Origin of the sequence: Streptomyces olivaceoviridis, assembly GCF_014650115.1 — a bacterium.
Taxonomy (GTDB): Bacteria; Actinomycetota; Actinomycetes; order Streptomycetales; family Streptomycetaceae; genus Streptomyces; species Streptomyces olivaceoviridis.
This window is the reverse complement of record NZ_BMUI01000006.1, coordinates 114,386-136,647: the sequence shown is the minus strand read 5'-3', so window position 1 is coordinate 136,647 and position 22,262 is coordinate 114,386. Positions and strand designations below refer to the sequence as shown.

The 22,262-nt window shown below is 71.7% G+C and carries 24 protein-coding genes and 1 pseudogene; 18 read left to right on the top strand and 7 right to left on the bottom strand.

Annotated elements, in window-relative coordinates; translation table 11 throughout:
• Nucleotides 1-42: 42 nt before the first annotated feature.
• The 3 genes and pseudogenes from IE273_RS13970 to IE273_RS13960 form a co-directional block, all read right to left on the bottom strand.
• Entirely contained in the window at nt 43-813 is a 771-nt protein-coding gene (locus tag IE273_RS13970) for an ABC transporter permease (RefSeq protein WP_189815488.1), read from the bottom strand.
• Nucleotides 810-1,733, bottom strand: coding sequence for an ABC transporter ATP-binding protein (locus tag IE273_RS13965; RefSeq protein ID WP_189815487.1), 924 nt, complete (start codon nt 1,731-1,733; stop codon nt 810-812). The genes IE273_RS13970 and IE273_RS13965 overlap by 4 nt, the downstream gene beginning before the upstream one ends.
• Before the next feature lie 31 nt (nt 1,734-1,764).
• Nucleotides 1,765-2,579: pseudogene (locus IE273_RS13960) on the bottom strand (AAC(3) family N-acetyltransferase).
• Between the two features lie 183 nt (nt 2,580-2,762).
• Between IE273_RS13960 and IE273_RS13955 the strand changes: the two are divergent.
• From IE273_RS13955 to IE273_RS13920, 8 genes are read left to right on the top strand one after another with little or no spacing between them, the layout of a single operon-like run.
• Nucleotides 2,763-3,497, top strand: a complete 735-nt coding sequence (locus tag IE273_RS13955) for a helix-turn-helix transcriptional regulator (protein ID WP_189815486.1) — start codon at nt 2,763-2,765, stop codon at nt 3,495-3,497.
• Nucleotides 3,494-4,915, top strand: a complete 1,422-nt coding sequence (gene sufB, locus IE273_RS13950) for a Fe-S cluster assembly protein SufB (RefSeq protein ID WP_014671980.1) — start codon at nt 3,494-3,496, stop codon at nt 4,913-4,915. Before IE273_RS13955 ends, sufB begins: the two co-directional genes overlap by 4 nt.
• A gap of 58 nt (nt 4,916-4,973) precedes the next feature.
• Nucleotides 4,974-6,158, top strand: a complete 1,185-nt coding sequence (gene sufD, locus IE273_RS13945; protein WP_189815485.1) for a Fe-S cluster assembly protein SufD — start codon at nt 4,974-4,976, stop codon at nt 6,156-6,158.
• On the top strand, nt 6,155-6,475 hold the full coding sequence (locus IE273_RS13940; protein ID WP_014671978.1) for a non-heme iron oxygenase ferredoxin subunit: 321 nt from the start codon (nt 6,155-6,157) through the stop codon (nt 6,473-6,475). Before sufD ends, IE273_RS13940 begins: the two co-directional genes overlap by 4 nt.
• Before the next feature lie 7 nt (nt 6,476-6,482).
• Nucleotides 6,483-7,247, top strand: a complete 765-nt coding sequence (gene sufC / locus IE273_RS13935; RefSeq protein ID WP_014671977.1) for a Fe-S cluster assembly ATPase SufC — start codon at nt 6,483-6,485, stop codon at nt 7,245-7,247.
• On the top strand, nt 7,244-8,500 hold the full coding sequence (locus tag IE273_RS13930; protein ID WP_189815484.1) for a cysteine desulfurase: 1,257 nt from the start codon (nt 7,244-7,246) through the stop codon (nt 8,498-8,500). Before sufC ends, IE273_RS13930 begins: the two co-directional genes overlap by 4 nt.
• A gap of 18 nt (nt 8,501-8,518) precedes the next feature.
• Entirely contained in the window at nt 8,519-8,986 is a 468-nt protein-coding gene (gene sufU, locus IE273_RS13925; RefSeq protein WP_058080087.1) for a Fe-S cluster assembly sulfur transfer protein SufU, read from the top strand.
• A complete protein-coding gene (locus IE273_RS13920; RefSeq protein WP_189815483.1) occupies nt 8,983-9,315 on the top strand; it encodes a metal-sulfur cluster assembly factor in 333 nt (110 codons plus the stop codon). The genes sufU and IE273_RS13920 overlap by 4 nt, the downstream gene beginning before the upstream one ends.
• Here IE273_RS13920 and IE273_RS13915 read toward each other — a convergent pair.
• Nucleotides 9,305-9,715: an AbfB domain-containing protein gene (locus IE273_RS13915; protein ID WP_229887224.1), complete on the bottom strand. Its 411-nt coding sequence runs from the start codon at nt 9,713-9,715 to the stop codon at nt 9,305-9,307. The genes IE273_RS13920 and IE273_RS13915 overlap by 11 nt on opposite strands.
• Between IE273_RS13915 and IE273_RS13910 the strand changes: the two genes are divergently transcribed.
• The 3 genes from IE273_RS13910 (at nt 9,716) to dapD (ending at nt 11,623) form a co-directional block, all read left to right on the top strand.
• Nucleotides 9,716-10,039, top strand: a complete 324-nt coding sequence (locus IE273_RS13910) for a DMT family transporter (protein ID WP_189815482.1) — start codon at nt 9,716-9,718, stop codon at nt 10,037-10,039.
• Nucleotides 10,039-10,572: a TetR/AcrR family transcriptional regulator gene (locus IE273_RS13905; protein ID WP_189815481.1), complete on the top strand. Its 534-nt coding sequence runs from the start codon at nt 10,039-10,041 to the stop codon at nt 10,570-10,572. The genes IE273_RS13910 and IE273_RS13905 overlap by 1 nt, the downstream gene beginning before the upstream one ends.
• A 64-nt stretch (nt 10,573-10,636) precedes the next feature.
• A complete protein-coding gene (gene dapD, locus IE273_RS13900) occupies nt 10,637-11,623 on the top strand; it encodes a 2,3,4,5-tetrahydropyridine-2,6-dicarboxylate N-succinyltransferase (RefSeq protein ID WP_189815480.1) in 987 nt (328 codons plus the stop codon).
• A 60-nt stretch (nt 11,624-11,683) separates the two neighbouring features.
• Here the strand turns inward: dapD and dapA are convergent, their stop codons facing one another.
• On the bottom strand, nt 11,684-12,583 hold the full coding sequence (gene dapA / locus IE273_RS13895; RefSeq protein ID WP_189815479.1) for a 4-hydroxy-tetrahydrodipicolinate synthase: 900 nt from the start codon (nt 12,581-12,583) through the stop codon (nt 11,684-11,686).
• A 166-nt stretch (nt 12,584-12,749) separates the two neighbouring features.
• Between dapA and IE273_RS13890 the strand changes: the two genes are divergently transcribed.
• Genes IE273_RS13890 through IE273_RS13875 form a run of 4 tightly spaced genes read left to right on the top strand, consistent with a single transcriptional unit; the run spans nt 12,750 to nt 14,594 of the window.
• Entirely contained in the window at nt 12,750-12,899 is a 150-nt protein-coding gene (locus IE273_RS13890; RefSeq protein ID WP_189815478.1) for a hypothetical protein, read from the top strand.
• Nucleotides 12,896-13,591, top strand: a complete 696-nt coding sequence (locus IE273_RS13885) for a hypothetical protein (protein WP_189815477.1) — start codon at nt 12,896-12,898, stop codon at nt 13,589-13,591. Before IE273_RS13890 ends, IE273_RS13885 begins: the two co-directional genes overlap by 4 nt.
• 53 nt (nt 13,592-13,644) lie before the next feature.
• The gene (locus IE273_RS13880; RefSeq protein ID WP_189815476.1) at nt 13,645-14,064 is read left to right on the top strand and encodes a phage holin family protein; all 420 of its coding nucleotides are present in this window, start codon (nt 13,645-13,647) and stop codon (nt 14,062-14,064) included.
• Nucleotides 14,061-14,594, top strand: coding sequence for a DUF3618 domain-containing protein (locus tag IE273_RS13875; protein ID WP_189815475.1), 534 nt, complete (start codon nt 14,061-14,063; stop codon nt 14,592-14,594). The genes IE273_RS13880 and IE273_RS13875 overlap by 4 nt, the downstream gene beginning before the upstream one ends.
• Before the next feature lie 113 nt (nt 14,595-14,707).
• Here the strand turns inward: IE273_RS13875 and IE273_RS13870 are convergent, their stop codons facing one another.
• Nucleotides 14,708-16,534 carry a DUF8508 domain-containing protein gene (locus IE273_RS13870; protein WP_189815474.1) on the bottom strand — a complete coding sequence of 609 codons (1,827 nt, stop codon included), beginning with the start codon at nt 16,532-16,534 and terminating at the stop codon, nt 14,708-14,710.
• A gap of 266 nt (nt 16,535-16,800) precedes the next feature.
• Here IE273_RS13870 and IE273_RS13865 point away from each other — a divergent pair, with 266 nt between their 5' ends.
• A complete protein-coding gene (locus IE273_RS13865; RefSeq protein ID WP_189815473.1) occupies nt 16,801-18,228 on the top strand; it encodes an amino acid adenylation domain-containing protein in 1,428 nt (475 codons plus the stop codon).
• A 187-nt stretch (nt 18,229-18,415) separates the two neighbouring features.
• Complete coding sequence (locus tag IE273_RS13860) at nt 18,416-19,870, top strand: alkaline phosphatase PhoX (RefSeq protein WP_189815472.1); 1,455 nt, start codon at nt 18,416-18,418, stop codon at nt 19,868-19,870.
• A gap of 149 nt (nt 19,871-20,019) precedes the next feature.
• On the opposite strand, the gene IE273_RS13855 is transcribed toward IE273_RS13860, so the two are convergent.
• Complete coding sequence (locus IE273_RS13855; protein ID WP_189815471.1) at nt 20,020-21,492, bottom strand: MFS transporter; 1,473 nt, start codon at nt 21,490-21,492, stop codon at nt 20,020-20,022.
• 150 nt (nt 21,493-21,642) lie between these two features.
• Between IE273_RS13855 and IE273_RS13850 the strand changes: the two genes are divergently transcribed.
• A complete protein-coding gene (locus IE273_RS13850) occupies nt 21,643-22,215 on the top strand; it encodes a TetR/AcrR family transcriptional regulator (protein ID WP_189815470.1) in 573 nt (190 codons plus the stop codon).
• The last annotated feature ends 47 nt before the right edge of the window (nt 22,216-22,262 follow it).

The window sequence follows — 22,262 nt, the reverse complement described above, 5'->3', positions numbered from 1 at the left end:
GCACGCGTTCACGAGGGTCCGCCCCGACGCGTGCGGCATGGGTCACTCCCAGCGGAAGAACTTCCCGGCCGCGGCGAGGCCGGCCACCGCCCAGACGGCGAGAATCCCCAGGTCGCCCCAGGGCATGCCGGCGCCGTGCTGGAGCACGTCCCGCAGGCCGTCCGACAGGGCGGAGATCGGCAGCAGACCGAGGACCTGTTCACCCGTCGAGCCGAACTTCTCCAGCGGCACGATGACCCCGCCGCCGACGAGCAGCAGCAGGAAGACCAGGTTGGCGGCGGCCAGCGTCGCCTCCGCCTTCAGCGTGCCCGCCATCAGCAGGCCGAGCCCGGAGAAGGCGGCGGTGCCGACGACGAGCAGCAGCAGGACGGCGGCAGGGTCGCCGTGCGGGGACCAGCCCAGCGCGAAGGCGATGACGGTCAGCAGGACGACCTGGAGGACCTCCGTGACCAGCACGGACGCCGTCTTCGCGGTCATCAGGGCCCAGCGGGGCAGCGGCGAGGAGGCGAGCCGCTTCAGGACGCCGTAGCGGCGCTCGAAGCCGGTGGCGATGGCCTGGCCGGTGAACGCCGTCGACATCACGGCCAGGGCCAGGACGCCGGGGGCGAGGAAGTCGACGGCCTCGCCCCTGCCGGTGTCCACGATGTCGACCGAGCTGAAGAGCACCAGCAGCAGGGTCGGGATGACCACCGTCAGCAGCAGCTGCTCGCCGTTGCGCAGCAGCATCCTCGTCTCCAGCGCCGCCTGCGCCGCGATCATGCGGGGGAGCGGTGCGGCTCCGGGCTTCGGGGTGTACGTACCCGCCGTGGTCATGAGCGCAGCTCCTTGCCGGTCAGCTCAAGAAAGACGTCCTCCAGCGTGTGCCGCTCCACCGAGATCCGGTCGGGCATCACCCCGTGCTGGGCGCACCAGGACGTCACCGTGGCCAGCAGCTGGGGGTCGACCTTGCCGACGACCCGGTAGGAGCCCGGGGTCAGCTCGGCGGCCGTGCAGTCGGCCGGCAGCGCCTTGAGCAGGGAGCCGACGTCGAGGCCGGGCCGGCCGGTGAAGCGCAGGGTGTTCTCGGCGCCGCCCTTGCACAGCTCCTCCGGGGAGCCCTGGGCGATGACCCGGCCGCCGTCGATGATCGCGACGTCGTCGGCGAGCTGCTCGGCCTCGTCCATGTGGTGCGTGGTGAGGATCACCGAGACGCCGTCGGCGCGCAGGTCCCTCACCAGGTCCCAGGTGGCCCGGCGGGCCTGTGGGTCGAGGCCGGCGGTGGGCTCGTCCAGGAACACCAGCTCCGGGCGGCCCACGACGGCCATGGCGAGCGCGAGCCGCTGCTGCTGGCCGCCGGAGAGCCGGCGGTAGCCGGTCCGGCCGCAGGAGCCCAGGCCGAGGCGTTCGACGAGGGCGTCGACGTCCAGCGGGTGGGCGTGCAGCTTCGCCATGTGGCGCAGCATCTCCTCCGCCCGGGCACCGGAGTACACGCCTCCGGACTGGAGCATCACGCCGACGCGGGGACGCAGCTCGGCGGACTGCCGTACCGGGTCGAGGCCCAGGACGCGCACCGTGCCGGAATCCGGTTTCCGGTAGCCCTCGCAGGTCTCGACCGTGGTCGTCTTCCCCGCCCCGTTGGGGCCGAGTACGGCGGTCACGCCCGGCTGGGCCACCAGGTCGAGGCCGTCCACCGCGGTCTTCGTGCCGTACCGCTTCACCAAGGCCTGGACCTGGACCACCGGCTCACTTCGCATGGGTCCAGAGTCTAGGTACGCCGTCCGGTGCTCAGGCGCGGGGGTGGCCGAAGTCCTCCGCACGGGGCCGGTGCAGCGGCAGCCACCGTTCGGCGTAGGCCACGGCGTCCGCCACCGGGAACAGCCGGACGTCCGCCGCACCCACCCTTCCCCGGACGACCGGCCGGTCCCGCTCGAAGTCGTGCCCCAGCTCGTCGAACCGGTCGGAGGTGATCGAGACCTCGGTCACCGTCTCCCAGCCGCCGCCGGGAGCGGGCCGGCCGACCCGCACGCGGGGCGCGGATATCCGGTACTCGGCGAGGTGGAAGGCGGTGCAGGAGTCGTAGCCCGCGCCCAGCAGCAGCACCCGGGCGCCCAGCCCCTCCAGCCGGGCGAGGGGGCTGTGCTCGCCGAGCCGGCAGTCGGGGGCGTGGCCGTCGGTGATCTCCCGCGCGCGGGGGCCGACGGCGGCGAAGGAGGTCTGCGGGTGGGCGCTGCGGCGGGCGCCCGGCCAGGTGCGCACGGTCTCCGGGACGACGCCGACCCCGAGGGAGGGGGTGATCAGGGGGTCGTACGGCGGCATGGTGGCGCGGATGCGGTCCCACCACTCCTCGGGAACGGGAGGGTTCGCCCAGACGGCCGGATCGGAGTGGCCGCCCGTCTGGGTGGGGACGACGAGCGTGCCCGAAGGGCCGAGCGCGTCCAGGAGCCCTTGGACGACCGCGACCGCGCCTCCGTTGACCCAGCCGAGGGAGCTGAGCGAGGAGTGCGCCAGAAGGGTCTCACCGTCTCGACGCCGAGCAGTCCCAGCTGTGCGGCGATGTCGTCCCGGGTGACAAGAGGGCCGGTCGGAGCGGGTGTGGGCATGGTCCGGGAGTCTCCCGGACGGGCGCGCGGGGCGCCACCGAATTGTCCCCGCCGGCGGCCGGGGCGATCGACCGGATGATCGTTTCCGCAGGTCAGATTAGGTATGCCTAAGTGACGCAGGGCACCGTCGGGTGATCCGGACGCCGCTTGTCAGGCTCCGCGGAATTACGCAACAATGGCGTTGTGAAAAACGTCGGCGAGGCTCGGGAAACCCCCACGGGGGCCCCTCAGGAGGAGCTAGCGACCGGTGAGCGCTCGACGCGCAACCGGGTCGCGCGCTCCATCCTGGACCACGGGCCGTCGACCGTCGCCGAACTCGCAGGCCGGCTGGGACTGACCCAGGCGGCCGTCCGGCGCCACCTGGACGCGCTGGTCGCCGACGACGTCGTCGAGGCCCGCGAGCAGCGGGTGTACGGCACGCGCACGCGCGGGCGCCCCGCGAAGGTCTTCGCGCTCACCGACTGCGGCCGGGACGCCTTCGACCAGTCGTACGACAAGCTCGCCGTGGACGCGCTGCGCTGGATCGCCGAGCAGGGGGGCGGCCCCGAGGCGGTCGCCGCCTTCGCCCGCGCCCGGATCGCCGCCCAGGCGGGCGCGTACCGCGAGGCGGTCGAGTCCGTGACCCCCGAAAAACGCGCCGAAGCGCTGGCCAAGGCCCTGAGCGCCGACGGGTACGCTGCTACGGCGCGCAGCGCACCGGTCGGCGAGCAGCTCTGCCAGCACCACTGCCCGGTCGCCCACGCCGCGGAACAGTTCCCGCAGCTGTGCGAGGCGGAGACCGAGATCTTCGCCGAGCTGCTGGGTACCCACGTCCAACGACTGGCGACCATCGCGCACGGCGACGGCGTCTGCACGACGTTCATCCCCAAGATTTCCACTGACGCACCTGCAAGCACGGCCGGGAGGAACCCCGCATGACTCTCCCCACGGAGACTGCCCACCCTGAGCTGGAGGGCCTGGGCAAGTACGAATACGGCTGGGCCGACTCCGACGTGGCCGGTGCCTCCGCCAGGCGCGGCCTCAACGAGGACGTCGTCCGCGACATCTCGGGCAAGAAGTCCGAGCCGGAGTGGATGACGAAGCTGCGCCTGAAGGGCCTGAAGCTCTTCGAGAAGAAGCCGATGCCGAACTGGGGCTCCGACCTCTCGGGCATCGACTTCGACAACATCAAGTACTTCGTGCGCTCCACGGAGAAGCAGGCGGAGTCCTGGGAGGACCTGCCCGAGGACATCAAGAACACCTACGACAAGCTGGGCATCCCGGAGGCCGAGAAGCAGCGCCTCGTCGCCGGTGTCGCCGCCCAGTACGAGTCGGAGGTCGTCTACCACCAGATCCGCGAGGACCTGGAGGAGCAGGGCGTCATCTTCCTCGACACCGACACCGCGCTGAAGGAGCACCCGGAGCTCTTCAAGGAGTACTTCGGCACGGTCATCCCGGCCGGCGACAACAAGTTCGCCGCGCTGAACACCGCCGTGTGGTCCGGCGGCTCCTTCATCTACGTGCCGAAGGGCGTCCACGTCGAGATCCCGCTCCAGGCCTACTTCCGTATCAACACGGAGAACATGGGCCAGTTCGAGCGGACCTTGATCATCGTCGACGAGGGTGCCTACGTCCACTACGTCGAGGGCTGCACCGCGCCGATCTACAAGTCGGACTCGCTGCACTCCGCGGTGGTCGAGATCATCGTCAAGAAGAACGCCCGCTGCCGCTACACGACCATCCAGAACTGGTCGAACAACGTCTACAACCTGGTCACCAAGCGCGCCGTGGCCTACGAGGGCGCGACCATGGAGTGGATCGACGGCAACATCGGCTCCAAGGTGACGATGAAGTACCCGGCCGTCTACCTGATGGGCGAGCACGCCAAGGGCGAGACCCTGTCCATCGCCTTCGCGGGCGAGGGCCAGCACCAGGACGCGGGCGCCAAGATGGTCCACATGGCGCCGAACACGTCGTCCAACATCGTCTCGAAGTCGGTCGCGCGCGGTGGCGGCCGTACGTCCTACCGCGGTCTGATCGAGATCGGCGAGGGCGCCGCCGGGTCGAAGTCGAACGTGCTGTGCGACGCCCTGCTGGTCGACACCATCTCCCGGTCGGACACATACCCGTACGTCGACGTCCGCGAGGACGACGTGTCCATGGGTCACGAGGCCACCGTCTCCAAGGTCTCCGAGGACCAGCTCTTCTACCTGATGAGCCGCGGTCTCTCCGAGGACGAGGCCATGGCGATGATCGTGCGCGGCTTCGTCGAGCCGATCGCCAAGGAACTGCCCATGGAGTACGCGCTGGAGCTCAACCGGCTGATCGAGCTGCAGATGGAGGGCGCGGTCGGTTAACCACCGGTCCGCAACCCCCGTCAAGCCCACACGTAAGAAAGCGAGCATTACGACAGCCATGGCTGAGGCCCAGAACATCCCGGTGGGTTCCACCACCGCCGGCTCGATCGCGGTCGCCGCGGAGTCGACCGTCGTCTCGCGCATGAGCGCGCCCCCGTCCTTCGACGTCGCGGACTTCCCGGTCCCGCACGGCCGTGAGGAGGAGTGGCGGTTCACCCCGCTGGAGCGCCTGCGCGGCCTGCACGACGGCACCGCCGTCGCGAACGGCGACGGCGTGAAGGTCGACGTCCAGGCCCCCGAGGGCGTCACCGTCGAGACCGTCGGCCGCGACGACGCGCGCCTCGGCAAGGCGGGCACCCCGGTGGACCGCGTCGCGGCCCAGGCGTACTCCGCCTTCGAGAAGGCCTCGGTCGTGACCGTCCCCAAGGAGACCGTCCTCACCGAGCCGATCCGCATCGCCGTGCACGGCCGGGGCGGCACCGCCTTCGGCCACCAGGTGATCGAGCTGGGCGCCTTCGCCGAGGCCGTCGTGGTCATCGACCACACCGGTGACGCGGTGCTCGCCGCCAACGTCGACTACGTCCTCGGGGACGGCGCCAAGCTGACCGTCGTCTCCGTCCAGGACTGGGACGACAAGGCCGTCCACGTCGCCCAGCACAACGCGCTGGTCGGCCGGGACGCCTCCTTCAAGTCCGTGGTCGTGACCTTCGGCGGTGACGTGGTCCGCCTGCACCCGCGCGTGGAGTACGCCGGCCCCGGCGGCGAGGCCGAGCTGTTCGGCCTGTACTTCACCGACGCCGGGCAGCACCAGGAGCACCGCCTGCTGGTCACCCACAACACCCCGCACTGCAAGTCGAACGTCGTCTACAAGGGCGCCCTCCAGGGCGACGACGCGCACGCGGTCTGGATCGGTGACGTGCTCATCGAGGCCAAGGCCGAGGGCACGGACACCTACGAGATGAACCGCAACCTGGTCCTCACGGACGGCGCGCGCGTCGACTCGGTGCCGAACCTGGAGATCGAGACCGGCGAGATCGTCGGCGCCGGGCACGCCTCCGCCACCGGCCGCTTCGACGACGAGCAGCTCTTCTACCTGATGGCCCGCGGCATCCCGGAGCACGAGGCCCGCCGCCTGGTGGTCCGCGGCTTCTTCGCCGAGCTGGTCCAGCAGATCGGTGTCGCCGACATCGAGGAGCGCCTGCTCGCCAAGATCGAGGAAGAGCTGGAGGCTTCGGTCGCATGACGTCGTTCGTACGCGCCTGTGGGCTGAGCGAGCTGGAGGAGGACACCCCGAAGCGGGTGGAACTCGACGGCACGCCGGTCTCGGTCGTGAAGACCGAGGGCGAGGTGTTCGCGATCTACGACATCTGCTCCCACGCGAACGTCTCCCTCTCCGAGGGCGAGGTGGAGGACTGCCAGATCGAGTGCTGGCTGCACGGCTCCGCCTTCGACCTGCGCACCGGCAAGCCGTCCGGCCTCCCCGCGACGCGCCCCGTCCCCGTATACCCCGTAAAGATCGAAGGGGACGACGTTCTCGTCTCCCTCACCCAGGAGTCCTGAGGCACCCATGGCAACGCTTGAAATCCGAGACCTGCACGTCACCGTCGAGGCCGACAACGCCACGAAGGAGATCCTCAAGGGCGTCGACCTCACCGTGAAGCAGGGCGAGACGCACGCCATCATGGGCCCCAACGGCTCCGGCAAGTCGACCCTCGCCTACTCCCTCGCGGGTCACCCGAAGTACACGATCACCGGCGGCACCGTCACCCTGGACGGCGAGGACGTCCTGGAGATGTCCGTCGACGAGCGCGCCCGCGCGGGCCTGTTCCTGGCGATGCAGTACCCGGTCGAGGTCCCCGGCGTCTCCGTCTCCAACTTCCTGCGCACCTCCGCCACCGCCATCCGCGGCGAGGCCCCCAAGCTGCGCACCTGGGTGAAGGAGGTCAAGGAGGCCATGGAGCGCCTCAACATGGACCCGTCCTTCGCCGAGCGCAACGTCAACGAGGGCTTCTCCGGCGGTGAGAAGAAGCGCCACGAGATCCTCCAGCTGGAGCTGCTCAAGCCGAAGGTCGCGATCCTGGACGAGACCGACTCCGGCCTGGACGTCGACGCGCTGCGCATCGTCTCCGAGGGCGTCAACCGCGTCCGCGAGTCCGGCGAGGTCGGCACCCTGCTGATCACGCACTACACGCGCATCCTGCGCTACATCAAGCCCGACCACGTCCACGTGTTCGCCGGCGGCCGCATCGTCGAGTCCGGCGGCCCGGAGCTCGCGGACAAGCTGGAGAACGAGGGCTACGAGGCATACGTGAAGGGTGGCGCATCCGCGTGACACAGCTGCCGGGCCTCCTCGACGTCGAGGCGATCCGCAAGGACTTCCCCGTTCTGGACCGAGTCGTCCACGACGGCAAGAAGCTCGTGTACCTGGACAACGCGGCGACCTCGCAGAAGCCGCGCCAGGTACTGGACGCCCTGAGCGAGTACTACGAGCGCTACAACGCCAACGTCCACCGCGGTGTGCATGTGCTCGCCGAGGAGGCCACGGCGCTGTACGAGGGCGCGCGCGACAAGGTCGCCGCGTTCATCAACGCGCCGAGCCGCGACGAGGTGATCTTCACCAAGAACGCCTCCGAGTCGCTGAACCTCGTGGCGAACATGCTGGGCTGGGCCGACGAGCCCTACCGGGTGGACCACGAGACCGAGATCGTCATCACGGAGATGGAGCACCACTCCAACATCGTGCCGTGGCAGCTGCTCGCGCAGCGCACGGGCGCGAAGCTGAAGTGGTTCGGCCTCACGGACGACGGCCGGCTCGACCTGTCGAACATCGACGAGATCATCACCGAGAAGACGAAGATCGTCTCCTTCGTGCTGGTGTCCAACATCCTGGGCACGGTCAACCCGGTCGAGGCGATAATCCGCCGCGCCCAGGAGGTCGGCGCGCTCGTCTGCATCGACGCCTCCCAGGCCGCCCCGCACATGCCGCTGGACGTGCAGGCCCTCCAGGCCGACTTCGTGGCCTTCACCGGCCACAAGATGTGCGGCCCGACCGGCATCGGCGTCCTCTGGGGCCGCCAGGAACTGCTGGAGGACCTGCCTCCGTTCCTCGGCGGCGGCGAGATGATCGAGACGGTCTCGATGCACTCCTCGACGTACGCCCCCGCCCCGCACAAGTTCGAGGCGGGCACGCCCCCGATCGCCCAGGCGGTCGGCCTCGGCGCGGCGATCGACTACCTCCAGTCGATCGGCATGGACAAGATCCTCGCCCATGAGCACGCGCTGACGGAGTACGCGGTGCGGCGCCTGGCGGAGGTTCCCGACCTGCGGATCATCGGCCCGACGACGGCCGAGGACCGCGGGGCGGCGATCTCCTTCACGCTCGGGGACATCCACCCGCACGACGTGGGCCAGGTCCTGGACGAGCAGGGCATCGCGGTCCGGGTCGGCCACCACTGCGCCCGTCCGGTCTGCCTCCGCTACGGAATTCCCGCGACCACGCGAGCGTCGTTCTACCTGTACTCCTCGCCGGCCGAGATCGACGCTCTGGTCGACGGCCTGGAGCACGTACGGAACTTCTTCGGCTGAGAGGCGTGAGCTGACACCGTGAAGCTGGACTCGATGTACCAGGACGTCATCCTGGACCACTACAAGAACCCGCACGGGCGTGGTCTGAGGGATGGCGACGCCGAGGTACACCATGTGAACCCGACCTGCGGCGACGAGATCACCCTGCGCGTGAGGTACGACGGCACGAAGATCGAGGACGTCTCGTACGAGGGCCAGGGCTGCTCGATCAGTCAGGCGAGCGCCTCCGTGCTCAACGAGCTCCTCGTCGGCAAGGACCTGGCCGAGGCGCAGAAGATCCAGGAGACCTTCCTGGAGCTGATGCAGTCCAAGGGCAGGATCGAGCCCGACGACGCGATGGAGGAGGTCCTGGAGGACGCGGTCGCGTTCGCCGGTGTCTCCAAGTACCCCGCGCGGGTCAAGTGCGCCCTCCTGAGCTGGATGGCGTGGAAGGACGCGACGGCCCAGGCACTGGGTGGCGCCGACGCCGAAAGGAAGACGGCATGACCGACACCGCAGAGATGAAGCCGGTCTCGGAGGAAGAACTCCGCGAGGCCCTGATGGACGTGGTCGACCCCGAACTGGGCATCGACGTCGTCAACCTCGGCCTGATCTACGGCATCCACGTCGACGACTCCAACGTGGCCACCATCGACATGACCTTGACCTCGGCGGCCTGCCCGCTGACGGACGTCATCGAGGACCAGGCCAAGTCCGCCACGGACGGCCTCGTCAACGAACTCCGCATCAACTGGGTCTGGATGCCGCCGTGGGGTCCCGACAAGATCACGGACGACGGCCGCGAGCAGCTCCGGGCGCTCGGGTTCAACGTCTGACACACCGCCTGTGACAGGGGCCGTGGCCATGCGCCACGGCCCCTGTCGCATGCTCGGGCGAGCCCGTCCGCCGAGCGGAACGCGGGCAGAACGCGGCGTCCTGCCTGAACAGGGGCGAGCCGTCGGCGGGTTCGGCGCGGAGCAGGGAGTCGCGGTGGCGGAGGTAGCCGCCGCCGGCCGTGGTGAAGGACCGACAGCGGGTGTCGGCGAGGCTGTTGACGCGGGTGAAGGTGGCGGCGCTGCGGTCCGCGGCCGAGCTGACGGGGCCGGGCTTCACCAGGCCGCCGCTGACGTGCCAGTAGGCGAAGGAGGGCAGGCCGGGGCCGTCGTCCGGCGGGGTGACGGGCGCGGTGATGGCTCTCCGGTACGGCCGTACGCGTCGTTGTGTACGCTCGTACACATGGGGTATCTGCTGCTCTCCGGTGCCATCGCCGCCGAGGTCGCCGCCACGACGGCGATGAAGTACAGCGAGGGATTCAGCCGGCTCTGGCCCTCGCTCGTGACCGCTGTGGGGTACGTCGTCTCGTTCGCGCTGCTCGCCCGGACGCTGAAGACCGTCCAGATCGGTACGGCGTACGCGATCTGGTCGGGCGTGGGCACCGCGACCATCGCCGTCCTCGGTCTGCTGCTGTTCGGCGAGGGGCTCAGCCTGACCAAGGTCGCCGGGATCGTGCTGATCATCGGCGGAGTGGTGGTGCTGAACCTGGGCGGGGCGACGCACTGATGCCGCGCCGCTACGACCCCGAGCGCCGGCAGCGGATCATCGACGCGGCGATCCGCGTGGTCGGCCGGGACGGCATCGCGGGGCTGAGCCACCGTACGGTCGCCGTCGAGGCGGACGTACCGCTCGGCTCCACGACGTACCACTTCGCCACCCTCGAAGAGCTGCTGGTGGCCGCGCTGCGGCAGGCGAACGAGGGGTTCGGCCGGGTGCTGGCCGAGCTGTTGCCGGAGGGCGGCGACGGCGACCTCGCCGCGGATCTCGCCCGTGCGCTCGGCCAGTGGCTGGCGGGCGGGCGCACCGGGGTGGAACTGGAGTACGAGCTGTACCTGGCCGCGCTGCGCCGCCCCGCACTGCGTCCCGTCGCCGCCGAGTGGACCGAGCAGGGGGCCGCGCTGCTGGCCCGCCGCACCGACCCGGTCACGGCGCGGGCCCTGCTCGCGCTGATGGACGGCATCTGCCTCCAGGTGCTGCTGACGGGCGGCTCCTACGACGAGGAGTACGCGCGCGCCACGCTGGCTCGGCTGATCCCCTGAACCCGCGCCCGGCACGTGAGACGCGGTTCGCCCTCACCACCCCGCCCACGTTAGGTTTTCTCCCATGACCGAGTCTGCAACCCGCACCACCGGCGCCGTCGCCGCCGGCCTCGCCACGATCGCCTCCGACGGCACCGTTCTCGACACCTGGTTCCCGGCCCCCGAGCTGGTCGAGGAGCCGGGCCCGGCCGGCACCGAGCGGCTGACCGCCGAGCAGGCGGCCGAGCTGCTGGGCGGCGGCGCGACCGCGGCGACCGGCCCGGACGCCCGCCGGGGCGTCGAGGTGGTCGCGGTCCGCACGGTCATCGCCTCGCTGGACGAGAAGCCGGTCGACGCCCACGACGTCTACCTGCGCCTGCACCTGCTCTCGCACCGCCTGGTCAAGCCGCACGGCCAGAACCTGGACGGCATCTTCGGCCACCTCGCCAACGTCGCCTGGACCTCGCTCGGCCCGGTCGCCGTGGACGACATCGAGAAGGTGCGCCTGAACGCCCGCGCCGAGGGCCTGCACCTCCAGGTGACCTCGATCGACAAGTTCCCGCGCATGACGGACTACGTCGCCCCGAAGGGCGTGCGCATCGCCGACGCCGACCGGGTCCGCCTCGGCGCGCACCTCGCGGCGGGCACCACGGTCATGCACGAGGGCTTCGTCAACTTCAACGCCGGCACCCTCGGCACCTCCATGGTCGAGGGCCGGATCTCCGCGGGTGTCGTGGTCGGCGACGGCTCGGACATCGGCGGCGGCGCCTCCACCATGGGCACCCTGTCCGGCGGCGGCAACGTGATCATCTCCATCGGCGAGCGGTGCCTGGTCGGCGCCGAGGCGGGCGTCGGCATCGCGCTCGGCGACGAGTGCGTGGTCGAGGCCGGCCTGTACATCACCGCGGGCACCCGCGTCACCATGCCCGACGGCCAGATCGTCAAGGCCCGGGAGCTGAACGGCGCCTCCAACATTTTGTTCCGCCGCAACTCGGTCACCGGCACGGTCGAGGCCCGCCCGAACAACGCGGTCTGGGGCGGCCTGAACGACATCCTGCACAGCCACAACTGACGCACCGCGTCCGACTGCTGGTCGCGCGGTTCCCCGCGTCTTCGGGGCGCACCGCGCGGATCAGCCCGCGGTGAGTGCCCGGTACGCCGTCAGCAGCCCGTCGGCCGTCTCCGGGTCGGCGGACAGCAGGGGGGCGCGGACCGGGCCCGCGGGCAGGCCGAGGCGGCCGAGGAGGGCCTTCGCGGTGACCGTGCCGGGCAGGCCCGCGCCCATCATCGCCTCGGTCAACGGGGTCACGGCCCGCTGGAGTCCGGCCGCGCGGGCGGTGTCGCCGGCGTCGAACGCGGCCAGGATCGCGGCGACCCGGTCCGGCACGGCGTTCGCGACCGTGCTCACGCACCCCGCCGCGCCGACCGCGTACAGCGCCAGTACGTGCTCGTCGCAGCCGGCGTAGTACGCCAACTCCGTGCGCTGGAGCACCTTCAGGGTGCCGAGGAAGTCGTAGGAGCAGTCCTTGACGGCCACGATCCGCGGGTGGTCCGCGAGGCGGATCATCGTGTCCGGCTCGATCCGGGTGCCCGTGCGGCCCGGGATGTCGTAGAGCATCACCGGAAGGTCGCTCGCGTCGGCGACCTGGCGGAAGTGGGCGGCCACGGCCTCCTGCGGGGGCCGGCTGTAGTACGGCGTCACCACCAGCACACCGTCGGCGCCCGCCTTCCCGGCCGCCAGCGCCAGCTCCACCGTGTGCCGGGTGTCGGACGTGCCCACGCCCGCGACCAGCGCGGCCCGGTCGCCGACCGCCTCCCGCACGGCCGCGACCAGCCGTGCCTTCTCCTCGTCGGTGGTGGTCGGCGACTCGCCGGTGGTGCCGCCCAGGACCAGGCCGTCACAGCCCCGCGCCACCAGGTGCGCGGCCAGCCGCTGGGCGCCGTCCAGGTCGAGGGCGCCCTCCTCGGTGAACGGCGTGATCATGGCGCAGAGGGTGCGGCCGAAGGGAGCGGGCCTACGGGGACTCGTCATGGGAGTAGTGTCGGCAGCACCTTCGTGAAGCTCCACTTAATTCTCCTACGAGATATCGGTAAGACTTGCTAACGCCTTGCCCGTGCGGACGGAGGCCCTATGTCCAACTCGGCACCTCATGGGTCACTATGGCCGTAGGGTCACCGACGTCTGTCATGGAGGCACCATGAAGCTCGGCAAGGCACTGGCCACCGGAGTCGCGGAGGAGCAGCCGCTCGTCCGGGAGGAGAAGCCGCAGGTCCCCGAGGAGACCGTCCGCACGGACGCGGTCGAACCGGTCGGGCCGGCCCGCGAAGAGGTCCCGGCCGCCCGATGAGGCTGCGGCTCCCGGCGGAACGCCCGACGGAGCCGCCGACCGGCTACAAGATCGCCCGCCCGGTGCTGTCCCAGGACGGCACCCGGGCCGGGTTCACGGGTGTGTCGCTCGGCGGCGCCCTGCCGTACGGCGTCCTGGACGACGCCTCCTGCGTCTACGGCTTCCGGCACCGCCCGCCCGCACGCCGGTGCGACTGCGGTTTCCACTGCGTGCACGACCGGGCGGCGGCCGAGGCCCTGCTGTGCACCGCCGACCACCGCGCGGCCGTCCTGCTGGAGGTCTCCGTCCTCGGCTCCTACATCCGCTTCGAGCGAGGCTTCCGCTACGCCCGGCAGCGGGTGCGCACGGCCACGGCCGGGCCGTGTGGCTGCGGCGCCGGTGCCGTCGCGCTGGCCGACGCCGGCTGGGGCCGGCCGGGCTGGCGGGTCCTCGCACCCGTCTGCGGGGGCTGCGTGCGCGGGCGCGCGCCGGTCTCGCTCGCGGAGTTCGCCCGGCTGGCCGGGCACGGGCTCCGGGTGATCGCGACCGTCGGCGGTACGGGCCCCGCAGCCGCCGGGTTGACAGCGGACGGTGAGCCGGGCGTACCCGAACTCGTCGCCGAGGCGGCTCTGTTGCAGGCCCGCCTGGACTGGTTCCAGTCCCAACTCGCGCGGCTCGGCGAACGCGGGCCCGGCGGCACCGGGCAGGGCTAACGACCTTCGGCCCGGGTACCCGGAGGTTCCGCACTGAGAGGAGGCGGAACGCCGTGACCGTGACCTCGCACACCCGGCCCGCGGCCGACGGGCACCCCTCCACGGGCGAACTCGTCGGCCGGGCCACCGAACAGCTCTCCCGGCTGCTGCGGCAGGAGGTCGCCCTCGCCAAGGAGGAGCTGACCGAGAAAGGACGCCGGGCCGGATGCGGCGGCGGCCTGCTGGGCGCCGCCGGCGCCGTCGGCTACGTCGGGCTGATCACCCTGGCCGGAGCGGCCACCGCCGCCCTCTCCCTGGCACTGCCCGTGTGGGCGGCGGCGCTGATCGTGGCAGCGGCGTTCTTCGCCGTCGCCGGCCTGCTGGCCGCGACCGGCCGCGCCCAGCTGCGCCGCGCCGCCCCGCCCACGCCCGAGAAGACCCTCGGCAGTGTCAGGGCGGACGTCGACGCGATCAGGGAAAGGGCACACCGATGACGCACAGGAACCCGCACGGCTCGGGCGCCAAGGGCCCCGATGAGCTGCGGCGGCAGATCGAACACACCCGGAGCCAGCTCGGCGACACCGTCGCCCAGCTGGTGGACCGGGCCGATGTGAAGGGCCGGGCCCGGGCGCGCGCCGCCGACCTGAGGGACAAGGCCGGCGCCATGACCGTCCAGCTGCGCGCCGGCGCCGCCCAGGCGGGGCACGGCGTGCAGGACCGGGCGGCCAGGGCGGGCCACCTGTTCCAGGACCGCGCCGCGCGGGCCGGCCACACCGCACAGGAACGGATGACCAAGGCCGGGCACCTGGTGCAGGAACAGGCCGGACACAGCCGGCACGCCCTGCGGGACCGGGCGACCCACGCCGGTCAGACCATGGAGCACGACGCGCGGGTGCCGCGCCCGGTGCGGTCCGCTGTGAGCGCCGCGATGCGGCACCCCCGGCCGGTGCTGATCATCGGCGCGGCGGGCGCCGCCGTCGTCGGCGCGGCCGTGATCTGGCGCCGCGTCGACCGCTGCCGGTGAGCCCCCGCCGCCGAACCGCCGCCGGTGGTGAGCCGCTGCCGGTGAGCGGCGGTCGGTGAGCACGGGACGGCGGGACGGGCCGGGCGCGAAGCCGGGCCGGTCCCGCCCTCGTGTCACGGACGAAAGCGCAGCACCTGCGGGTCGTGGTCGCTGATCTGGTCGTTGAACTCCGAGTTGATGTGCACGCTGTCGTACTCGAAGTCGCCGCCGCGGCGGATCGCCGGGCTGATCAGGATCTGGTCCAGGACCTGCTGGTTGCCCTGGTAGTCGTAGGTGTAACGCTCGTTCTTCGGCAGCGACTTGATCGCCGACCACAGCTCGCCGTCACCCTCCAGGATCCGCGCGGTCTCGGAGAACTCGAAGTCGTTCATGTCGCCGAGCGCGATGACGTCCGCGTTCTTCTGCGCGGACAGGATGTCCTTGACGAACGCGTTCACCTCGGTCGCCTGGGCGTGCCGCTGGATCTCCGAGCTGCGCACCGGCGGCTGGTACTGCGAGGTCAGGCCCTGGTCGCCGCCCTTGGAGTTGAGGTGGTTGGCGATCACGAAGACGGTCTTGCCGCGGAAGACGAACTCGCCCGCGAGCGGCTTGCGGCTGTTGCTCCAGGTGGCGTTCGCCGGGTCTATCCGGCCCGGGGAGACCGTCAGCTGCGCCTTGCCGTGCACCTTGGTGACGCCGACGGCGGTGGTCGGGTCGCCGCCCGCGCGGTCCACGAAGGACACCCGCTCCGGGTTGAACAGGAACACCTGGCGGATGTTGCCGCCGGGCTCGCCGCCGTCCTGGTCGTTGACCGGGTTGACCGACCGCCAGTCGTACCGCGGGCCGCCGGCCGCGACGATGGCGTCGATCAGCTTGGTCACGGTCTGGTCCGCGTCGACCGTGCCGTCGTCCTTGGCGCCGTTGTTGTCCTGGATCTCCTCCAGGGACACGATGTCCGGCGACTGGAGGTTGTGCACGATCGCGGAGGCGTGCCGGCCGAAGGTGGCGTCCGACGGGTCGAGGTTCTCGACGTTGTAGGTCGCCACCGCCAGCTCGCGGCCCGACTGCTCGCGCGTCGTCTCCCGCTCCAGGCCGGCGCTCTTCAGCGTGCCGAGCTCGCTCGCGACCAGGGTGTAGCCGCCGTACTGGTTGAAGTCCAGCGGGCCGGTGGTGGTGCCCTCCAGGGTGTCGCCGACGTTCGCCTTCGGGAAGTCGGCGGTCGAGCCCAGCGACTGGATCTGGAGTCGGCCGGTGTTCTGGGAGTCGTAGGAGCCGTACACCGTGCCGCCGCGGCGGCTGCGGTGCTCCCACGGCTTCACGGTGACCCACAGCTCGCTGTACGGGTCGGTCGCGGTGACCACACGGACGTCGGCGACCTGGACGTTCATGCCCTCCAGGGACTCGTAGTAGTCCAGTGCGTACGCGGACGGGTCCAGGGGGAGGCCGTTGACCGAGTTGGCCGCGGCGGCGTCGCCGGTGGGCGCGTACGCGTCCGGCACCGCGTCCTCGTCGACGACGACCGGCGCGGGGACCGCGTTGCCCGTGGAGACGGTGGTGACCACCGGCTTGGTGATCTCCGTCAGCGACTGGTTGCCGGAGGAGGTGCCGCCCGGGACGTACTCGGAGACCGTGCCGGTCACCTTCACCGCGTCACCGACCGCGACCTTCGGCGTGGAGCTGGTGAAGACGAACACGCCCTCGCTGGTGGCCGGGTTGTCGTCCGGGGTCGGATCCTGGATCCAGAAGCCCTTGGAGGAGCCGTACGTGCGCGTGGCCGTGACGATGCCGGGTACGTCCGTCACCTTCTGCCCGGCGAACGGGGACGTCCGGGTCGTGCCCTGGATGTCGTGGACGCGCACCGAGTCGGCGTGCGCGGGGGAGGTGAGGACGACGGCGGACGCCGCGCTGCATACGGCGGCGACGGTGAGCGCGGCGAGGCGCGCGGAAGACCTGCTCGGCAAGGGGATCCCTCCGGGGACGTGACGATGCGCCGGGACGAGGGTGGAACGGGAGCGTGTGGAGGTCGTAGCCCTCTGTGACACGCGTAGAGCCGAGTGAACAGTTGTCCCCCCAACTTCTACGCGCGTCAATCTCCTGCCTGGCCCGGGGAGTTGTCAAGGTTTCGGCCATGTCCGGCTGCTTACGGTGAGATGAACCGGGCGGCATGGGTGGAAATCCGTCTAGGCTGAGCGGCTGAGTCCGTTCACGGTCCGAGGAGAACCAGCCGATGTCAGACAGCTCCCCCCTGCCGCCCGTACGGCTGCATCCCGAAGCGGAGCTGGCGCGCGCCGCGCTGTCCACGCCGTTGCTGTCCCGGGCGGCCCGCCTCGCGCGCTGGGCCGGGCCCGGCACCCGTGTCGACGCCGGCGGCGGGCTGGTCGAGGAGCAGGTGCCGGCCGCCGCCGAACTGCTCGGGCTGACCGGTGACGACGCCGCCGCGTACGTCGGCGAGGCCTGGCGGGTCGCCGTGGACGCCGGTCTGGTCGAGATCGTGGACGAGGAGGCCGGCACCGTCCGGGCCGGGGAGGAGCTGAAGCTGCTCACCGGCGGCTCCCCGCGCGACGTGCTCACCGTGTGGCTGGCCGCGCTGGAGACCGTCGTCGCCGACGCGACCGTCCCCGACCTGGACGACCTGGTCGCCGCCCTGGACCAGGGCGGCGAGGTCGATTTCTCGTCACTCGACTGGGACCCGGAGGCCGAGGCGGAGTTCCTCGACGGCGTCCTCGGCAACCTCTACCTGCTGACCGTCAGTGAGGACGGCCCCGGCGACGGCACCGTCCCGCTGCCCGCCCTCGCCGCCTCCATGATCGTGCCCGACGGCATGGGCGAGCCCACCAACGACGTCCTGGAGCAGGTCTCCGACGCGATGATGCGGCTGGACGACCAGTTCCGGGTGCTGGAGCCGGTCGGACTCGTGGACTACCGGCCGGTGGACGAGGCGCTGATGGCCGACACCGACGAGGAACCCGCCGCGACCGTGGACGACACCGACGTCGCCCGCTACGGCATGGTCCGTCTCACCCCGCTCGGCGTGTACGGGCTGCGGGCGCGGCTGCTGGAGGCCGGGTTCGAGGCGCCGGCCGTCGGTGACCTCGCCGACAAGGGCGCGGACGTCCTGCTCGACGGCACCGCCCGGTTCGGCCAGTCCGCCGCCCGTACCGAGACCGAGCAGTGGCTGGCCCGCCGCGAACCGCTCGCGGCGGCACGGGAGTTGCTCGTGGCGGCGCGCGGCGCGGACGCCGGGGCCCCGCTGCGCAGGCTCCGCTGCCAGCAGGCGCTGTCGCTGGTCGGCGCCGAGGCCGAACCCGCGCTGCGCGAGGTGCTGGACGACCCCGAGCTGGGCGGGCTCGCCCGGGTGTGGCTGAGCGAGCGGGGCGCCGCCGGGGTGCCGGCGCCGTCCGAGGACATGGTGTTCTGGCTGACCGTCGACACGCTGGCCGCACAGCTGGCGGCCGAGGGCAACTCCGAGGAGCTCCAGGCCCTCGTGGAGGGGCTGGCCGCCCAGCACAGCGGGTTCTTCGCGGCGGCCTGGCGGGTGGAGCACCCCGCCACCGCCGAGGTCCTGGACGCGATGGGGCGGCTGCACCCGGACAAGAAGGTGGCCAAGCAGGCGCGGAAGGCGGCGTTCAAGGCTCGCTCCCAGCAAGGGAGTTGAGGCCCGGCCGGGCGCGAGCCCGGCCCGTGCCCTTTTGCTGGCGATGGGGTAGTGCGTACGGATTCTTGAACAAGGACCGGTGAAGTAGCCCGGCGTTCAACTCGCGTTCACAAGTGGGCGGGAGCGTGTGCGCCGAACCGAGGCCCCCACCCTCCACGGCACTACCACCGTCGTCACAGGAGACACCATGTCGCTCACCCGCAGGGACTTCGCCAGAACATCCGCGATCACCGGTGCCGGGGTCGCCCTGGCGGGCAGCGTCGGCGCCCTCGCCACCGCGCCGAACGCCCTCGCCGCCACGGACACCGAGAGCGCCGAGGCCGAGTCCGCGCACGGGGGCCACCACCACGGCGTCGGCTACGGCCCGCTGATCGCCGACCCCAAGGGCATCCTCGCCCTGCCCGCCGGCTTCTCGTACAAGATCGTCACGTACAGCGGCAGGACCAAGCTGGAGTCCGGCGAGTTCACCCCGTCCAATCACGACGGCACGGCCACCTTCGAGGGCCCCCGCGGCACCACCCTCCTCGTCAACAACCACGAGCTGGCCGGTGCCCGCGCCCAGTGGCCGTACCCGGTGCCGCTCACCGAGGGCCTGGTCTACGACCCGGCGGCGGCCGGTGGCTGCACCGTCGTCGAGGTCCGCCGCGGCGGCGAGGTCGCCGAGTGGGTGGGCATCGCCGGCACCGCCACCAACTGCGCCGGCGGCAGCACCCCCTGGGGCACCTGGCTGACCTGCGAGGAGACCGAGGACAAGGCCGGCAAGAACGGCTTCACCAAGGACCACGGCTACGTCTTCGAGGTCGACCCGGAGGACCGCCGGGCCAACCGCGGCCCCAAGCCGGTCAAGGCGCTGGGCCGCTACGCCCACGAGGCCGTCGTGGTCGACCCCAAGCGCGGCCACGTCTACCTCACCGAGGACGCCTCCGGCCCCAACGGCCTGTTCTACCGCTGGACCCCGCCGGAGGGCTTCCGCCACGGCCGCGGCAAGCTGCGCACCCTCGCCGACGACGCGGGCGTGCTCCAGGCGTTCAAGTGCTTCGACTCCGGCGGCAAGTTCGTGGACGACCTGTCCCGCGCCACCAGGATCGGCACCGTGTACGGCGTCGACTGGGTGGACGTCCCCGACCGTGACGCCAAGACCGTCTCGGTGCGCAAGCAGTTCACCGAAGGCCAGGTCACCCGCGCCCGCAAGCTGGAGGGCATGTGGTGGGGCGACGGCGGCGTCTACGTCGTCTCCTCCTACGCCCGCCAGGAGAGCCCGGTCCAGCACGACGGCCAGGTCTGGTTCTACGACCCCAAGCGCCGCACGCTGACGCTGAAGGTGCTGCTCGGCGTGAACCCGGACCCGGCGAAGGACGGCGCCTTCGACGGCCCCGACAACATCACCGTCTCCCCGTACGGCGGCCTGGTCATCGCCGAGGACGGCGAGGGCGTCCAGCACCTGTTCGGCGCCACCGACAGCGGCCGGACCTACCCGATCGCCCGCAACGAGCTCAACATCGGCACCGCCGAGGCGCCGGAGTACAGCGAGTTCACCGGCGTCACCTTCTCGCCCGACGGCAAGACCCTCTTCGCCAACATCCAGACGCCCGGCATCATGCTCGCCATCACCGGCCCCTGGAAGCGCCAGAAGAGCGACTGAGCCCTGCTCGGTGACTGACGCGCCGGCTCGTTCACGCAGTTGCCTTCGCGAGTGATCCTCGGAGGGGTGGCCGTGGGAACGAGCCATGCGTCTTCGGGCGGCGGAGGGCGGCGGAAGACGTCAGGCACCTCCCGGCGCGCGGGCCGCGGTCACCTCACCCGCTCGCGTCGGCCGGTCAGGACCGTCGCCGCCGGCAGCAGACCGGCCAGGGTGATCAGGGCACCGGCGGCGAAGGCCTGGGCGGCGCCGTGGGTGAGGACGGCGCCGGGGGAGCCGGTGGTGTGCCGGGTGGCCGTGCCGTACACCGTGACCAGGACCGACAGGCCGACCGTGCCGCCCAGCCACTGCGAGGTCTGGAGCAGTCCGGAGGCCGCGCCCGCGTCCGCCGGGGTGACGGCGGACAGGATCGTGGCGTTGAGCGGCATGAAGCTCAGGCCGAGACCCAGGCCCACCAGGAGAAGTGGCCCGAGCAGCCCGGCCGCGTAGCCGTCCCCGGGCTCCAGGCGGGCCAGCCAGCCGGTGCCGAGCGCGGCCAGGGACATGCCGGTCAGCAGTACCGGCTTGGTGCCGAACCGGGCCAGCAGCCGGGGCACCAGCCGCACGGTCGTGAACATCACCAGGGTCATCGGCAGGAACGCGAAGCCCGCGCGCAACGGGCTGTAGCCCAGCACCTGCTGGCCGAACAGGGTGAGGAAGTAGAAGGCGCCGAACATCCCCGCGGGCAGCAGCAGGATGCTCGCGTACCCGCCGGCCCGGTCGCGGTCGGCGAACAGGCGCAGCGGCAGCACCGGTTGGTCCGCGCGGGACTCCACCAGCAGGAAGCCGGCGAGCAGGACGGCCGCCGCGGCGAAGCCGAGCAGCGCGCGGGTGTCGCCCCAGCCGCCCTCCGAGACCCGGATGAACGCGTACACCAGCGAGGTCGTGCCGGCCGTCCCGGTCAGCGCGCCCGGCAGGTCGAACCGGCCCGTGTGGCGCGGGGTCTCGGGGGCGAAGCGGGGCAGGGCGAGGGCCAGGGCGAGGCCGATGGGGACGTTGACGAGCAGCGCCCAGCGCCACGAGGCCCATGAGGTGAGCAGGCCGCCGAGGACCAGGCCGACGGAGCCACCGACGCCGGCCATGGAGGAGTAGACGCTCAGCGCGCGGTGCCGGCGCGGGCCCTCGGGGAAGCTGGTGGTGATCAGGGCCAGGGTGCTCGGGGCGATCAGGGCGGCGCCCAGACCCTGTAAGGCGCGGGCGACGAGCAGTTGGCCGCTGTCGGCGGCGAGGCCGCCGAGCAGGGAGGACAGGGCGAACAGCAGGACGCCCGCGGTCAGGGTACGGCGGCGGCCGAGGAGGTCGCCGACGCGTCCGCCGAGCAGCAGCAGGCCGCCGAAGGCGAGGGTGTAGGCGTTGAGGACCCAGGACAGGCCGGTGCGGCTGAAGTGCAGGCCGCGCTGGATGTCCGGCAGCGCCACGTTGACGACGGTGGAGTCGACGCCGACCATCAGGTAGGCGGTGACGATGACGAGGAGCGTGGTGCCGAGCCGCGCCGGTGGCGCGGGACTGGCGGAGGGTTCGGTGGTCGGCGAGGCCGACGGCGTGGATGGTGCGGACGAGGCCGGTGGGGTGGACGGGGTGGACATGACGGTCTCCCGGTCTGGGCGTCCCCGGGCACGCGGATGTCCGGGCAGGGATGAGCTGCCCACGGAGCATCGCGGCGGTAAACGGGGACTGTCTCCGTTTAGTGCTCGATAAGATACGGAGAGGGTCCCCGGTTTGCAAGGAGTGAGTGGATGACGCAGGGCAGGCCCATGCGCGCGGATGCTCGGCGCAACTACGAGCGGCTGCTGAAGGTGGCGGCCGAGGCCTTCGCCGAGCATGGGGAGAACGCGTCACTCGATGACATCGCCAAGCGGGCGGGCGTCGGCTCGGGCACGCTCTACCGGCACTTCCCGACCCGGCAGGCGCTGCTGGAGGCGGCGTACGTCGACCGGATCGAGGCGCTCGGCGCGCGCGCCGACGAGCTGGCGGCGGAACGGCCGCCGGGCGAGGCGCTCATGGAGTGGCTGTACGAGCTGGCGGTCCGCACCCTTCAGGTGCGGGGGATGAAGGCCCTGCTCAGCTCGGCGGTGACGGAGCCCGGCAGCGCGGCGGCGCTGACGGCGTGCGGGACCGTGGTGAAGGGGGCGACGACCCGGCTGGTGGAGGCGGCACAGGCGGCGGGCGCGCTGCGGGGGGACGTGGAGCCGATCGAGGTGCTGCGCCTGGCCCACGGAGTGGCTTCGGCGGCGGAACTGGCGGGGGTGGGGGAGCGGGAGATCCGGCGCTACCTGGGGCTGCTGACGGAGGGGCTGCGGGCCGGCTGAGCGCGCTGGGGGTCCCCCAGGCCCCTGAGGCACTGGGGGACCCACGG